Origin of the sequence: Granulibacter bethesdensis (genome assembly GCF_001889545.1) — a bacterium.
GTDB lineage: Bacteria > Pseudomonadota > Alphaproteobacteria > Acetobacterales > Acetobacteraceae > Granulibacter > Granulibacter bethesdensis_B.
This window is the reverse complement of the sequence record NZ_CP018194.1, coordinates 2431670-2446906: the sequence shown is the minus strand read 5'-3', so window position 1 is coordinate 2446906 and position 15237 is coordinate 2431670. Positions and strand designations below refer to the sequence as shown.

At 59.5% G+C, this 15237-nt stretch carries 14 protein-coding genes; 4 read left to right on the top strand and 10 right to left on the bottom strand.

Annotated features, from left to right (window positions below; translation table 11 throughout):
- The first annotated feature begins 63 nt into the window (after positions 1-63).
- Together glgX and GbCGDNIH8_RS11235 are read left to right on the top strand one after the other, a co-directional pair.
- Positions 64-2163, top strand: a complete 2100-nt coding sequence (gene glgX, locus GbCGDNIH8_RS11240; RefSeq protein WP_072573256.1) for a glycogen debranching protein GlgX — start codon at positions 64-66, stop codon at positions 2161-2163.
- Positions 2164-2300: 137 nt separating this feature from the next.
- On the top strand, positions 2301-3884 hold the full coding sequence (locus GbCGDNIH8_RS11235) for an APC family permease (RefSeq protein WP_072573255.1): 1584 nt from the start codon (positions 2301-2303) through the stop codon (positions 3882-3884).
- Between the two features lie 4 nt (positions 3885-3888).
- Here GbCGDNIH8_RS11235 and GbCGDNIH8_RS11230 read toward each other — a convergent pair whose 3' ends face one another.
- The gene (locus tag GbCGDNIH8_RS11230; RefSeq protein ID WP_072573254.1) at positions 3889-5124 is read right to left on the bottom strand and encodes an MFS transporter; all 1236 of its coding nucleotides are present in this window, start codon (positions 5122-5124) and stop codon (positions 3889-3891) included.
- A gap of 53 nt (positions 5125-5177) precedes the next feature.
- On the opposite strand from GbCGDNIH8_RS11230, the gene GbCGDNIH8_RS11225 reads away from it, so the two are divergent.
- A complete protein-coding gene (locus GbCGDNIH8_RS11225; protein WP_072573253.1) occupies positions 5178-6470 on the top strand; it encodes a DNA recombination protein RmuC in 1293 nt (430 codons plus the stop codon).
- 144 nt (positions 6471-6614) lie between these two features.
- Here GbCGDNIH8_RS11225 and GbCGDNIH8_RS11220 read toward each other — a convergent pair whose 3' ends face one another.
- The 9 genes from GbCGDNIH8_RS11220 to cysC form a co-directional block, all read right to left on the bottom strand.
- On the bottom strand, positions 6615-7379 hold the full coding sequence (locus tag GbCGDNIH8_RS11220) for an AraC family transcriptional regulator (RefSeq protein WP_253736033.1): 765 nt from the start codon (positions 7377-7379) through the stop codon (positions 6615-6617).
- An 89-nt stretch (positions 7380-7468) separates the two neighbouring features.
- Positions 7469-8119, bottom strand: a complete 651-nt coding sequence (ureG, locus tag GbCGDNIH8_RS11215; protein WP_072573252.1) for an urease accessory protein UreG — start codon at positions 8117-8119, stop codon at positions 7469-7471.
- On the bottom strand, positions 8116-8826 hold the full coding sequence (locus GbCGDNIH8_RS11210) for an urease accessory protein UreF (protein WP_072573251.1): 711 nt from the start codon (positions 8824-8826) through the stop codon (positions 8116-8118). The genes ureG and GbCGDNIH8_RS11210 overlap by 4 nt, the downstream gene beginning before the upstream one ends.
- Complete coding sequence (locus GbCGDNIH8_RS11205; RefSeq protein WP_072573250.1) at positions 8819-9355, bottom strand: urease accessory protein UreE; 537 nt, start codon at positions 9353-9355, stop codon at positions 8819-8821. The genes GbCGDNIH8_RS11210 and GbCGDNIH8_RS11205 overlap by 8 nt, the downstream gene beginning before the upstream one ends.
- 31 nt (positions 9356-9386) lie before the next feature.
- Positions 9387-11096 (bottom strand): urease subunit alpha, encoded by a 1710-nt coding sequence (gene ureC / locus GbCGDNIH8_RS11200; protein ID WP_172822951.1) that lies wholly within the window; start codon positions 11094-11096, stop codon positions 9387-9389.
- Positions 11096-11401, bottom strand: a complete 306-nt coding sequence (locus GbCGDNIH8_RS11195) for an urease subunit beta (protein WP_072573248.1) — start codon at positions 11399-11401, stop codon at positions 11096-11098. Before GbCGDNIH8_RS11195 ends, ureC begins: the two co-directional genes overlap by 1 nt.
- A gap of 19 nt (positions 11402-11420) precedes the next feature.
- The gene (locus GbCGDNIH8_RS11190) at positions 11421-11723 is read right to left on the bottom strand and encodes an urease subunit gamma (RefSeq protein WP_072573247.1); all 303 of its coding nucleotides are present in this window, start codon (positions 11721-11723) and stop codon (positions 11421-11423) included.
- A gap of 75 nt (positions 11724-11798) precedes the next feature.
- Positions 11799-12521, bottom strand: a complete 723-nt coding sequence (locus GbCGDNIH8_RS11185) for an urease accessory protein UreD (protein WP_081368989.1) — start codon at positions 12519-12521, stop codon at positions 11799-11801.
- A gap of 131 nt (positions 12522-12652) precedes the next feature.
- A complete protein-coding gene (gene cysC / locus GbCGDNIH8_RS11180) occupies positions 12653-14530 on the bottom strand; it encodes an adenylyl-sulfate kinase (protein WP_081368988.1) in 1878 nt (625 codons plus the stop codon).
- A gap of 210 nt (positions 14531-14740) precedes the next feature.
- Here cysC and msrB point away from each other — a divergent pair, with 210 nt between their 5' ends.
- Positions 14741-15169 carry a peptide-methionine (R)-S-oxide reductase MsrB gene (msrB, locus tag GbCGDNIH8_RS11175; RefSeq protein ID WP_072573245.1) on the top strand — a complete coding sequence of 143 codons (429 nt, stop codon included), beginning with the start codon at positions 14741-14743 and terminating at the stop codon, positions 15167-15169.
- Positions 15170-15237 lie beyond the last annotated feature (68 nt).

Here is a 15237-nt window from a genome sequence, read left to right as displayed (position 1 = left end):
CCTCAACTGGGGCAGCATAGTTTCCCTGTTGCCGAACCCCATCGTCGAGGTCTGATTGCAATCATGAGAACGCGCATCAGTGAGGGTCTGCCCTATCCACTGGGGGCAACCTGGGATGGGCTGGGCGTTAATTTCGCGCTGTTTTCCGCCAATGCGACAAAAGTCGAGCTCTGCCTGTTCGATTCTTCAGGCATGCGGGAATTACAGCGGATTGAATTGCCCGAATATACCGATGAGGTCTGGCACGGCTATTTGCCGGATGCCCGGCCTGGGCAGGTCTATGCCTATCGCGTACACGGCCCGTATGCGCCGGAGGTCGGGCACCGATTCAATCCGCACAAGCTGCTGCTTGATCCTTATGCCAAGGCTCTGGTGGGCGATCTGCATTGGGATGATGCCTGCCACGGCTATATCATCGGCAATGAGAATGAAGATCTTTCATTCGATACACGTGATAGCGCCCGATTCATGCCGAAATGCCGGGTGATCGATTCCGCTTTCACCTGGGGTAGAGATCATCCCCCCAGCGTGCCATGGGAAAAAACGGTTTTCTACGAAACCCATCTGCGCGGCTACACCATGCGCCATCCCATGGTGCCGGAGCCTCTGCGCGGTACTTTCGCCGGTATGTCGGTGAAGGAGGTGGTGAAGCATATCAGATCGCTCGGTGTGACCTCCATCGAGTTTCTGCCGGTTCATTACTTCATTAATGATCGTTTCCTGATCGAACAGAATCTTTCCAATTACTGGGGCTACAATACGATCAGCTTTTTCGCACCTCATCCGCGTTATTCTGCCACCGGTGCAGTGGCGGAGTTCAAGGAGATGGTTGCGCATCTGCATGATGCCGGTCTCGAGGTCATTCTGGATGTCGTCTATAACCATACTGCCGAGGGAAATGAGCGTGGCCCGACCCTGTCTTTCCGCGGTATCGACAATGCCAGTTATTACCGGCTGGCCCCTGATCCACGTTACTATATCAACGATACCGGCACCGGAAACACGCTGAACCTGTCTCATCCCCGGGTGTTACAGATGGTGACTGACAGCCTCCGCTATTGGGTGGAGGAAATGCATGTTGATGGTTTCCGCTTCGACCTCGCAACTATTCTCGCCCGTGAAGAGTACGGATTCGATGAAGGAGGCGGCTTTCTGGACAGCTGCCGGCAGGATCCTGTTCTCTCCCGCGTGAAACTGGTGGCGGAACCGTGGGATCTGGGGCCTGGCGGCTATCAGGTCGGCGGCTTTCCGCCCGGTTGGGCCGAGTGGAACGACCGGTTCCGTGATACGGTGCGTGGTTTCTGGAAAGGAGAGGAAACGGCCTCTGCCATGGCTGCGCGGCTATGCGCCTCGGCCGATATTTATAACCGTCGTGGCCGCAAGCCATGGGCCAGCGTGAATTTCGTCACTGCGCATGACGGGTTCACCATGCAGGATGTTGTCACCTACAACGACAAGCACAATGAAGCGAATGGCGAGAATAACAAGGACGGCCATTCTCATAACCGCTCCTGGAATTGTGGAGTGGAGGGGCCGAGCGACGATCCGGCGATCTGTGCATTGCGGGAGCGGCAGAAGCGGAATCTTATGGCAACGCTGTTCCTTGCGAAGGGAACGCCGATGCTGCTGGCGGGCGATGAGTTCGGACGCACGCAGCAGGGCAATAACAATGCCTATTGTCAGGATAACGAGATTTCCTGGGTCGACTGGGACATCGATGCGGATGGTCATGCCCTGATAGCTTTTGTACGGGCACTGATTTCTTTGCGGGACCGGTTTCCCATCCTGCGGCGTGGACGCTTTTTGACTGGCGCGTATGATGAGGAACTCGGCGTTCAGGATGTCACCTGGATCGCTGCCAGTGGCGACACGATGGAAGCTGCCGACTGGGAAAACGGCACACGGTGCTTCGGCATGCTGATGGATGGACGTGCACAGGCCAGCGGTGTCAGGCGGGCGGGAACCGACACCACGTTGCTGGTGATTTACAATGCCCATCATGAGGAAGTTCCGTTTCATCTGCCACCCTGTGCCGGGGCACGGCGATGGGAACTGACATTTGACACCAGCCAGCCGGAAAGTGCCAAAACCCGTGCCTACCGGATCGGACAGGTTTATGCGGTAACGGCACGATCAGTGGTTCTGTTCGCACTTCAACCCTGACGGTTATTTAAGCGTTCGGCAAGCAGATTGGGGATTACAGCAGGGCTGGGATGTGCTGATATCATAATAATAAATGACTTTAGCTTTCAGTATGCAAAGAAAAAAAAGGAACATCCCTTGAAAGCAGCGATACGCTGATGGCTGGGCGATTGAAGCGGGATGTGGGTCCCTGGGCTTTGATGTTTACTGGTCTTGGATCAATTATCGGTTCAGGATGGTTATTTGGTGCGGCGCGAGCAGCCAATCTTGCCGGGCCAGGCGCAATTTTTGCGTGGCTGCTGGGAATGGGCATCGTGCTGCTTTTTGCGCTGCTGGGTACCGAACTTGGTACGATGATGCCGGAATCCGGTGGCATGGTGCGTTATGCACGCTACAGCCATGGTTCCCTGCTTGGGTTTCTGACAGCATGGGCCAACTGGATTTCCATTGTCAGCGTTATTCCGATCGAGGCTGAAGCCTCGGTTCAGTATATGAGTTCATGGCCCTATCCATGGGCGCAGCATCTCATGGTGAACGGGGAACTGACAGGTTTTGCGCTGATGTTGTCGGCCGGCCTGGTGATTATTTACTTTTTGCTGAATTACTGGGGCGTCAAACTGTTTGCACGGGCCAATTCAGCCATTACCGTTTTCAAAATCATTATTCCGGCGGCAACGGCAGTGGCGTTGATGGCATCCTCTTTTCATGCCCCCAATGTCAGCGGGGCTGGAAGTGGTGGCATGCTGCCTTACGGCCTGGCCGGTGTACTGACCGCCATTGCCACATCCGGTATTGTCTTTGCTTTCAACGGGTTTCAAAGTCCGCTGAATTTGGCAGGGGAAGCGCGTAATCCATCACGCAGCGTCCCGTTTGCAGTGGTCGGTTCCGTGTTGTTGTCCGGTGCGATTTATGTGTTGCTTCAGGTGGCTTATCTGGGTGTCGTCGACCCTGCGCAGATTGTGAATGGCTGGGCGCATGTAACCTTTGATTCGCCTTTTGCGCAGCTTGCTCTGGCTCTCAACCTGAACTGGCTGGCGATGCTGCTGTATCTGGACGCATTCGTCAGCCCCAGCGGCACCGGTACAACCTATATGGCCAGTACCACGCGTATGCTGCACGGAATGCAGCGCAATGGCACGGCACCGGATGCGCTGGGTGTCGTGCATCCTGTTTATGGGATTCCGCGTGGGGCATTGTGGTGCAATCTCGGTGTCTCGTTTATTTTTCTGTATTTCTTTCGTGGCTGGGGATCACTGGCAGCAGCCATTTCAGTGGCAACGATCATCAGCTATGTGATGATACCGATCTGTGCCATGAGCCTGCGTCGTACCGCACGTGATATGAATCGCCCGGTGCGTTTGCCGGGGATTTATGTCATTGGCCATTTCGCTTTCATGTGCGCGTCGCTGTTGTTGTACTGGGCGCGCTGGCCTTTGACCGGTTACATCATCCTGCTGCTGATCGCCGCCTTGCCCATCTATATCTACTACCAGAGCAAAAAAGGCTGGGTTGGGGCCGGTGATGATGTGCGGGCTGCAAGATGGTTCGTATTGTATCTTCTCGTTATGGCGGCCCTGTCATGGGCAGGCAGTGCCGCGTTCGGAGGGCATGATTACCTGCCTTATGGATGGGACATGGTGATTGTGTCGGTGATTTCGCTGGTCTTCAGCAATTGGGGTGTGCGCAGCGGCTGGCGCACGGATGCACTGGAGATTGCGGAGCAGGAGCACGCGGCAAAATAGGCTTTTATGACCGCCTTTGCGATCGGGCTGCCGTTACATGCACGCCCATGGCAAGTGCAGTGATGGTGGCCCCCAGCAGGCACAGCAGAGTCCAGCCACCGCTGTGCCATGCGAGGTTGCCCAGCATCGATCCGGCCGCCCCGCCCAAAAACATCAAGCACATGTAGATCGTGTTGATTCGGGAGCGCGCTTCTGCCCGCAGGGCATAGATACGGTGCTGATTGGAGATCTGTGTGGCCTGCACCCCCAGATCCAGCAGCACAACCCCCGCGGCAAGTCCGGCGATGCCTGGTACGGCGTAGAATACACTCCAGCTTGCCAGCACCAGAATCAGGCCAACCCCGATCATCAGCTCCGGCCCTCGCCGATCCGCCAGACGTCCGGCCACGGGGGCGATCAGAATGCCGGCAATGCCGAGGACACCGAATAATCCGGCTGCGCCCGCCCCCAGTTCAAAAGGAGGTTGTTCCAGGCGTAATGCCAGAATGGACCAGAAAATACTGAACGCGGCGAACTGTCCGATCTGGATAAAGGCTGAGCGTCGCAGGACTGGTTCCTGCTTCCACAATGTGCCGAGCGACAGCAGTAACGCGCCATAGCGGGTGCGTGTCACCGGGGGCAGAGAGGGCAGCGTGATCGCCAGAGCCAGTGCCGCCAGAAGATCGAGCACGGCGCCTCCCTCAAAAGCGGCGTGCCAGCCGAACATGTCGGTGATCCAGCCTGACAGGGTGCGACTGAGCAGAGTGCCGCAGAACAGCCCGCTCATCACCATGCCGACAGCGGCACCCCGGCGTGATGGTGCGGCCAGAGCGGCGGCCAGCGGAACGATCTGCTGGGTGACAGACGCCCCCACCCCGACCAGCACTGAAACAGCCGCCAGTCCGGCGGCGCTCTGCACCAGCCCGGCGAATATCAGCGTCAGCGCTGCTGCCACAGTCTGGATCAGGATCAGACGGCGTCTCGGCAACATATCGCCGAGCGGAACCAGCAGCAGCAAACCCAGCGCATAGCCGAGCTGGGTTGCTGTGGGGATCATGCCGATGGCGACAGGATGATCGGGGAACTGTTTGCTGATCGCCCCCAGCATCGGCTGATTGTAGTAAATGGCTCCGACCGTGCAGGCGACACAGACGGACAGAACCCATTGGATGAAGGCCGGTGCTGCCGCAGAACTATCCGACGACGGGGGAGGCTGGCCAGCGCTTGTCGAGGATTGCAGGGAATGCGAATCTTGGGACATGGGGTTAGCCATAGCGGATAGCGGGCGCTCTTCAAAGGGTAGGGTAAGCATTCATGACATTGGATATGCTGGCATTGGCTTTATCCGCTCTGACCCTGCTGGCGGTTCTGTGGCTTGTGCTGTCGCTGCCTTCCCGTCTGGCGGCGATGGTGGAGCAGTCCGATGCGCGGGGTCGTGATGAGACGGAAGCGATGCGTCGGCATTTGCTGGATATGGAACGTGCGCTGTCGGCGGCATTGCGCGATGCGAACACGGAAGCCATGGGCCGTATTTTCTCGGAGGTTGGTACGGCAACCGGGGCGCTGCGCCAGGATGTCACCGGTTCTCTGGGGGCATTGCGGGATGCGCAGGGCCGTGCCATCGGGGATCTGCATACCGCCCTGCGGGAAGGTCTGGACCGGCTCCGTGAAAGCAACGAGACCAGACTGGCGGAAATCCGCACGGCGGTGAACGAGCAGCTTCACGCCGCAGTTGAAAAGCAGATGACCGAGAGTTTTGCCCGCGTTATCGACCAGTTCGCAGCGGTTCAGAAGGCAATGGGCGATGTGCAGGCTGTTACGGCCCAGATCGGCGACATCAAGCGCCTGTTCAGCAATGTGAAGACCCGTGGCGGCTGGGGGGAGGCACAGGTGCGCGCCATGCTGGACGATGTTCTTCCGCCGGGCAGTTATGAAACCAATAAACGCCTGCGTGATGACAGTGATGAGGTGGTGGAATTCGCCGTCATCATGCCGATGAAAGGGGATCGACCGGTTTACCTGCCGATTGATGCCAAATTCCCGGTGGAGGATTACGAACGTCTGCTTGCTGCCTCGGAAGCGGGAGATGTGGAGGCGGAGCGGATGGCAGTGGCCGGTCTGACCCGTCGCATCAGGGATGAGGCGCGCAAGATCGCGACGAAATATGTGCTGCCGCCGCGTACGGTGGAATTTGCTGTACTGTATGTGCCGACTGATGCGCTCTATGCGGAAATAGCCCGTGTTCCCGGCCTGATTGACGAGGTAGGGCGTCTGCACCGCGTGTTGGTGCTTGGGCCGAGCGTGTTTCCGGCTTTGTTGCGCACCATTCATCTTGGCCATGTCACGCTGGCGCTGGAACAGAAGGCCGATCAGATCAGAACACTGCTGGGTGCGACCAAAACCGAGATGGAGCGCATGGATAAGGTGCTGGAGCGTCTGGCCAAACAGGCTGGTACCTTCAGCAACACGATCGAAAGTGCCCGTGTCCGCACCCGCGCTGTTGCCCGCACCCTGCGCAGTGTCGAGGGACGGGAGCCGGAAGAGGCCGAAAATCTGCTCGCCACCCGGGGGGACGGAGCGGAAGAGGCGGAGGGAGAACTGTTTTAACAGGCGATGCTATTGTGCCGCGCTGATTTATTGGAGCGGCAGGAACAGATCGGTAACGGCCTCATGTTCTGCGACATCAGGGAACAGGGTGATACGCTGACGGTACAGCGGAAAATCTCCCGGTGTTTCATTGCTGATGGGTAACTATACACGGTAAAGATAAGCGGCAGCCTGTTCCAGATTGTCGCTATGCCCCGTGGCACGCAGGACGGCGCAGCGTCCACCGGGGATAATGCCCTGCTCAAGCTTTTCGCCGTTTGCTTCACGTCTTCTGGCTGTGCCAACGCACAGATCAAGCCGGTATTCCTCTGGTGATGTTGTGTGTGGATCGGAGTGAAAGATGTTGAAGGTCGGGCTGATTCTTGGTGTCAGCCCCGTTGTCTTGCGCCATGCGATGAAGCGTTGAATCGTTGCGCCAATCATCGCCGGATCGCCGCGATGCGTCATGATAGCAACCGGTATGGGGTCCGTTTCGCGGATGGTGATATCCGCTGTTGTGAAGCGTGGCTGTATACGTCTGCTTCTGGCCTGGTCGAGTGGTTCAAATGTTTCCAGCAATTGTTGCCAGTCCGGATATGCCCTGAATGCGGAAGGGGATTGTCGGAACTGTTTCCGGAAGGCTCGGGCGAAAGCATCCGGTGCATCGTACCCGGCATCCAGCGCAATATTGGTAATCCGCTCGGCATTGCGATAGGCCAGTCGGAAAGAAGCCCGCTTCAAGCGAGTGAGCTGAATATAGTCGTGAACGGACAGGCCAAACAGCGCCGTGAATTGCCGGTGAAAATGATATTTCGAAAAAGCCGCCACATTGCTCAGTCTCTCGACGCTCAGCTCATCATCGAGATGGTGGTCAATGTAATCGAGCACCCTCTGCATGCGTGTATGATAATGTTGAAGCGGTACCTTCATGGCTGGTCCTCCGTGAAGGTACCATTGTGGACGCGCACAGTGACGGCGCGCACGACCGATCTTGCGGTTTGGGAGAAGATCACTCCGGATCAGATGGTATCCGGAGTGACAAACCCACCACTTTGCAGGATGAAATCAGCGATTTCCTGCACACCCTGCTGATCTTTCAGATTGGTGAACAGAAACGGGCGTGTCCCGCGCATCTTGTGGGCATCGCGGTCCATCACACCCAGATCGGCCCCCACCAGAGGGGCGAGATCAATCTTGTTGATGACCAGCAGATCGGATCGCGTAATGCCGGGGCCGCCTTTGCGGGGGATTTTATCACCGGCCGAGACGTCGATGACATACAGCGTAAGATCAGCCAGTTCCGGTGAGAAAGTGGCTGCCAGATTATCGCCGCCGCTCTCGATGAACAGGATATCGAGGCCGGGGAAACGCTGGCTCAGATCACGCACGGCGGCGAGGTTGATGGAAGCATCCTCGCGAATGGCAGTATGCGGGCAGCCGCCTGTTTCCACGCCCACGATTCGTTCAGGGGCCAGCGCGCCGGAGCGCGTCAGGAATTCCGCATCTTCCCGCGTATAGATGTCATTGGTGATGACGGCGATGTTGTAGGAATCACGAAGGGTTTTGCAAAGACGGTCTGTCAGCGCGGTTTTACCGGAGCCAACCGGGCCGCCGATCCCCACCCGGAACGGGCCATGCGTGGAGCGGTCGGAAGAAGAGGGGGCGGTCATGATCGGAACAGCCTCGTATATTGCGTTTCGTGACGGATAGAGAACAGATCGAGCATCAGGGTGGCCGAGCCTGCGTCTTCCAGTGAGGTGTTCAGCCCGTAATCGGTGGCGCGCTGAAGATCATCCAGCAGTGCGGCCTGTGCCCGCTGACCGTCCGTCTGGCCCAGCGGAATCAACCTGACACCGGCAGAGACCAGATTGGCGGCAAAAGCAGACAGATACCCGAACAAAGCAGCCCGCAGCGGAATCTCCTGCCAGCAACTGGCAACTCCGAAGGCGACGGGATGGACGATGCTGTCCTCATGACGGGCGCAGAAAGCGGCAAAGCTTGGATCAGGCCATGCCGCCTGCGTGACATCACAAAAAGCCCGCCCCTGTGCAGAAGTTTCCAGAGCGGTTTCCGCACTGCTGCGCCATGCAGCCCCCAGCGCAGCCAGTTCATCAAGCTGTGCATGATCTTCTGCCTGTGCTGCCCGCCATGCAGCGGCGAGTAACGGACCGTCAATTGCTCCCGCTCCGTCATGCAGCACGGTGGCGACATAATCGGCCAGGCTCTGCCGATGACGCACCAGACCATCCTCCACTGCGGTTTCAAGCCCGTGGCTGTAAGTATAGGCCCCGACCGGATAGGCCGGAGACAGCCAGCTCAGCAGCCGGTACAGCGCGGCATCGCCAGTGGAAGGGAGAGAGGCAGAATCGTCAGTCATGCGTGTGGGTATGATCGTTCCCATGATCGTGTGAATGCGTATGCGCATGTGGATGACCATGGGTATGCGCGTGATGCCGGTTATGCTCGCCATAGGCGCCGCCTTCAGGATCGAACGGCATGGTCACGGAACGCACATGCGCACCCAGTCCACGCAGCATGGCGACAATCACATGATCATCACGGATCAGAATCCGGTTCTCGCTGATCTGTGCTGGAAGATGGCGGTTGCCCAGATGCCAGGCCAGCCGCGCCAGTTCGCCTGTACCATGCGCGGTAATCTCGATCAGAGGTTCCGGTGCGGCCCTCACGGCGATCAATGTGCCATCTTCGGCCTGCATGGCGTCACCATCCCGCAGGACGGTTGCTTCGGTCAGATCGAGCAGAATCCGGCGTCCTTGTTCGGTGGTGTAGACCCTGCGGCGGCGATGCCGGTCATCATAATCCAGTCTCACGCTGTCATCGGCGTGGGAGGCATTCCATTCGCCGCTGCGGCGGATGTGACGGGCGACAGGCACGATTTCAGTCATTATGGATCAATTCCTGCAACAGCACGGATAGTCAGAACAGAAAATACCGTTGCGCCATCGGTAATATTTCCGCTGGTTCACAGATCAGCAGTTCACCGTCGGCCCTGACTTCATAGGTTTCCGGGTCGATTTCGATATGCGGACAGTAATCATTCAGCACCATATCCCGTTTCGACAGGCCGGACCGGGTGTTCTTCACCGGCAGCAGGGCGCGGCGGCTTTGCAGGCGCTCCGCCAGACCGTGTGCAAGAGAAACCCCGGAGACGAAAATCAGGCCGCATTCCGGCAGAGCTGCTCCGTAAGCGCCGAACATAGGCCGGTAATGTACCGGCTGCGGTGTGGGGATGGAGGCGTTGGGATCGCCCATCGGGGCCATCACGATGGTGCCATTCTTCAGCACCATATCGGGTTTGACGCCGAAAAATGCCGGAGACCACAGTACAAGATCGGCAAACCGGCCCACCGCCACGCTGCCGACATGATCGGCGATCCCCTGCGCAAGCGCGGGATTGATGGTGTATTTCGCAATATAGCGCCGCACCCGCAGATTGTCGTTATCGCCTGTCTCACCGGGCAGGCTGCCGCGTTGCTGCTTCATCTTATGCGCGGTCTGCCAGGTGCGGATGATGACTTCTCCTACCCGCCCCATTGCCTGACTGTCGGAGCTGATGATCGAAATGGCCCCCAGATCGTGCAGAATATCCTCGGCGGCGATGGTTTCACGCCGGATGCGGCTTTCCGCGAAGGCGACGTCCTCGGGAATGCGTGAATCCAGATGGTGGCAGACCATCAGCATATCCAGATGCTCGTCGGCTGTGTTCACCGTATAGGGCATGGTGGGGTTGGTGGAGCTGGGCAGCACATTGGCTTCCCCCACCAACCGCAGAATATCCGGTGCGTGGCCACCACCTGCGCCTTCCGTGTGGAAGGCCTGAATGGTGCGCCCCCGCAGCGCGGCGATGGTGCTTTCCACGAAGCCTGCCTCGTTCAGCGTATCCGAGTGCAATGCAACCTGAACATCCAGCGCATCGGCGACAGACAGGCAGTTATCGATTGCGGCAGGCGTGGAGCCCCAATCTTCATGCAGTTTCAGCCCTGCGGCGCCTGCCAGGATCTGCTCTTCCAGTGCGGCGGGGAGGGCGGCATTCCCCTTGCCGAGAAAACCGAGATTGATCGGAAATCCTTCCGCGGCCTTCAGCATCCGGTGCAGATGAAAGGGGCCGGGCGTTACGGTGGTGGCCAGCGTGCCATGGGCCGGACCCGTGCCGCCGCCGAACAGGGTGGTCATGCCTGCGGACAGCGCTTCCTCGATCTGCTGCGGGCAGATGAAATGGATATGCACGTCGATCCCGCCCGCAGTGAGAATGCGTCCCTCTCCGGCGATGATCTCCGTGCCGGGGCCAATCACGATATCCACGCCGGGCTGGGTGTCGGGATTGCCGGCTTTGCCAATGGCGGCGATGCGGCCTGCTTTCAGCCCGATATCCGCCTTCACGATACCCCAGTGATCGACGATCAGGGCATTGGTGATGACCGTATCCATCGCACCGGCGGCGTTGGTCATCTGCGACTGGCCCATGCCGTCACGGATTACTTTGCCACCGCCGAATTTGACCTCCTCGCCATAGGTGGTCAGGTCGCGCTCGACCTCGATGATCAGATCGGTATCAGCCAGACGCAGGCGGTCCCCGGTGGTGGGGCCATACATGCCGGCATAGGCGGCGCGGGACAGGCGGGCCATCAGAGTGCTCCTCCGGTTTCGTTCCGGAAACCATGCACGATTCGGGCCCCGCGATAGGGGATCAGGGGAACCTCCCGGCTTTGCCCCGGTTCGAAGCGGATCGCGGTCCCGGCGGGAATATCCAGCCTCTGTCCACGCGCCGCTTCCCGGTCGAAATGCAACAACGGATTGGCTTCGGCGAAATGATAATGGCTGCCGACCTGAACCGGACGGTCGCCGGTATTGGCGACGACCAGTTTCGTCACGGGCAGACCATCATTCAGAACGATCTCGCCGGGGGCTGAAAAAACTTCACCTGGGATCATCGCCGAATGTCCTTTCCGCTCAACGGATGGGATTGTGAACGGTGACCAGTTTTGTGCCGTCAGGGAAGGTTGCTTCCACCTGCACGTCGTGAATCATCTCCGCCACACCTTCCATCACCTGTTCGCGGGTCAGGATGGTGGCGCCATCGCGCATCATTTCCGCCACGCTGCGGCCATCGCGTGCGCCTTCCACGACGAAATCGGTGATCAGGGCGATGGCTTCGGGGTGGTTCAGCTTCACGCCGCGTTCCAGACGACGCCTGGCAACCTGCGCTGCCATGGCGATCAGCAGCTTGTCTTTTTCGCGGGGAGTCAGATGCATCGGCGTGGCCTGCGTGCGGTCGTTGAGAATGGAGGATGAATTATGGGTGGTGTTGCTGGTTGTGGTCCAGCCGGATCAGCTCAGCCAGAGGCGGGGCAGCCGCGTCGGGCCATGCATCGCGGTGGCGCGCAGGATGGTGATTGCTTCTTCCACCCCCTGTCTGACGGCTGTGGCAGAGCCGATCAGACGGCCCAGCAGAAGGCCGGGACGCGTAACAGTGGCGCCCTTGCCGGTATCGTCCTGCCATTTTTCACGCAACAGATCCCGATAGGCGGCGGCATCAGGGACTGCCAGCACGACTGTGGCCATAGCCGGATGATGGTTCAGACCGAATGGGTGGTCCAGCACCCGTGCAGGCTGGTCCGGAAGACGGAAACTGTCTGCCCAGAGCAGTCTGCCATCACGCCATAGCCGCCAGTGATCGGAAAAATGGCCGCTCAGAAATATTTCCTGATGCGCGGTCCGCCCGAAAATGATGGTTTCGGTGGCCAATAATCGGGCATCGGCGGCCAGCGAGATATTCATCCGGCGGCGCAGTCTGGCCCCGTTGAACAGGATGGTCTCCTGCGGCAGCCACTCCAGCGCTGCTTCCGGTCCGACAGTCAGGGTGTTGCTGATGTCGGTATCCGGGCCGAGCGAGCGGTAGACTTTCTCAGCCGCTGCCGTGCAGAGCGTGGCGCGGGCCTGCGTATCCAGGGTCATGGCGAAAGACAGCCGGTCGCCTCCGGCCAGCCCTCCGGCGATGTTTACCAGCGCTGCGACCGGCGCTTCATCCGGTTCCGGCATGGGCAGCAGCACGCGCAGAGGGGCTGCCTGATCCAGGTCGGCCAGCCGGGTACGGCCATCATGATGGCGAAACCGGATTGCGGCATGACCATCAGCCCGCTGGTGGCGGGGGGAATCTGCCTGATCAGGGCGCTCCCCGTCCGTCAGCGGAGCAGCCCGCTATCCCGCAGATGGCTGATGACCTGCTCGGCCAGCAGTTCCGGATCCTTGCCGAAGGCTTCCAGATGCACCTCTGGATTTTCCGGCGTTTCATAAGGGGCGTCGATGCCGGTGAAGCCGGTGATTTCCCCTGCCTTGGCCCGTGCATACAGTCCTTTCGGATCGCGGCGGGCGCATTCGTCGATCGGCGCATCCACGAAGACCTCGATAAACCCGCCTTCCGGCACCAGCGCCCGCGCCGCCGCACGATCGGCGGCATAGGGAGAGATGGCGGAAACCAGCACGATCAGCCCTGAATCATGGAACAGACGCGCTACCTCAGAGATGCGGCGGATATTCTCGCGCCGATCGCTCTGGGAGAAGGAGAGATCCTTGTTCAGCCCGTGCCGCAGGTTATCGCCATCCAGCAGATAGGTGTGGCACCCCTGGGTCAGCAGCTTCTGTTCCACCAGATTGGCGACGGTGGATTTCCCGGCGCCGGACAGACCGGTGAACCATAGCACAGCGGGGCTGTGCGCTTTCAGCGAGGAACGGGCTGCGGTATCCACGGTATGACGATGCCAGACCGCGCCTTCCGTGGCGGCGGCGGCACGGACCATTCCGGCTCCGGCTGTTGCATTGGTGATGCGGTCGATCAGGATGAAGCCGCCCAGATGGCGGGTAAGATCATAGGATTCAAACGGTACAGGCCGGTCGAGAACCAGCTCGATCTTTGCGACCTCGTTTTGCAGCAGGCGCTCGCCGGGTTCTTCTTCCAGCGTGTCCACATCGATTTTCGCGCGGATCGCAGCAACCCGTCCGCCCAGGGTCAGGGTGCCGATTTTTACCAGAAAAGCAGCACCGGGCAGTAACGGGGCTTCCTGCATCCAGACCAGATCGGCTTCCAGCCGGTCGGCACTGGGAGGAATGGAATCAGAAGCGCTCAGCACATCCCCGCGCGAGGCGTCGATTTCGTCTTCCAGAAACACGGCGACGGCATCACCGGTGCGGGCTTCGGTCAGATCGCCGCTCATGGTGGCGATCCGGGCCACCCGGCTGGAGGCCGCACCGGTGACGTTGGTGATCTGATCACCGGGGCGCAGCACGCCGCTGGCAATGGTGCCGCCGAAGCAACGTCCGCCACCCTGCGGGCGCAGAACGATCTGTACCGGCATGCGGAAAGGATGGCTGGTTTCTTCCGGCTCGATCTCGACGGTTTCCAGATATTCGATCAGGGCCGGACCAGTGTACCAGGGCGTGTTTTCGCTCGGGCCGGTGATATTGTCGCCAGCACGGGCAGAGAGAGGGATCGCCACCACATTCCTGAAATTCAGACGGTCGGCGAAAGTGCGGAACTCGTTTTCAAGTTCGCGGAAACGCTCCTGATCGTAGCCGACCAGATCAATCTTGTTGACCGCCAGCACGACGTGACGAATCCCGAGCAGGGAAGCGATGGTGGCATGACGCCGTGTCTGCACACGCAGCCCGCGCCGTGCATCACACAGCATCACGGCGACCTGTGCGGTGGAAGCGCCGGTCGCCATGTTCCTGGTGTATTGCTCGTGGCCGGGGGTATCGGCGACGATGAAATGACGGCGGGGGGTAGAGAAAAACCGGTAGGCAACGTCGATGGTGATGCCCTGTTCACGCTCGGCCAGCAGCCCGTCCAGCAACAGGGAGTAATCAGGATCATCCGCTGCGCGTCCGCGACGGATGCTGTCGCGCACCATCGTCTCGATCTGATCCGGCGGAACACTGCGTGTATCATGCAAAAGACGCCCGATCAGCGTCGATTTGCCATCATCCACACTGCCGCAGGTTAAAAACCGCAGCAGACCGCTGGAGCGGGCCGAAGAAGCGGGGGAGGTCGGGGGCTGGCTCAAGTCATCTCTCCGGGCGGATCAGCGTGTGGATGGCGGATTGATCCGGTCATCCCGTCAGGTGGCGCGTGTTATCGCTGGAATCACCAGCTTGTCTAGGGATACGAACAGGCTTTGCGTGTGGGGCAAGGCCTCCCATATTGCATGGCATCCTTCAGGGCGCCCCGATAGGGGGGTGTGTCATAAGAGTCTACAGGGGAGGAGACAGGCAGAATGGCCGATCAGAACACTGGCTGCGGCTGTGGCAATCATGCCCCGTCATGCGGCGATGACCGCTGGCAGGAAACGTTGACCCCGGAGCAATATCGTATCCTGCGCCAGCATGGCACGGAACGTCCCGGTACCAGTCCGCTCAATGATGAAAAACGGCCCGGCCTGTATGCCTGTGCCGGTTGCGGGCAGGTGTTGTTCGATGCCGCGGCGAAGTATGACAGCGGCTCTGGCTGGCCCAGCTTTTTCCAGCCGCGGGAGGGCGCGGTTGCCACCACGACGGATACCAGCCACGGCATGGTTCGTACCGAAGTCCATTGCAGTCAGTGTAACGGGCATCTCGGCCATGTTTTCCCCGATGGACCGCGTCCTACCGGCCTGCGCTACTGCATGAACGGGCTTGCCCTGAGTTTTGAGCCTGCATCAGGCTGAAAAGCACAGGGACTGGCTGAATTCCTGTGCACAGGGTTGCGAAATATGTCGTCTCGCGGTGTCCTGAC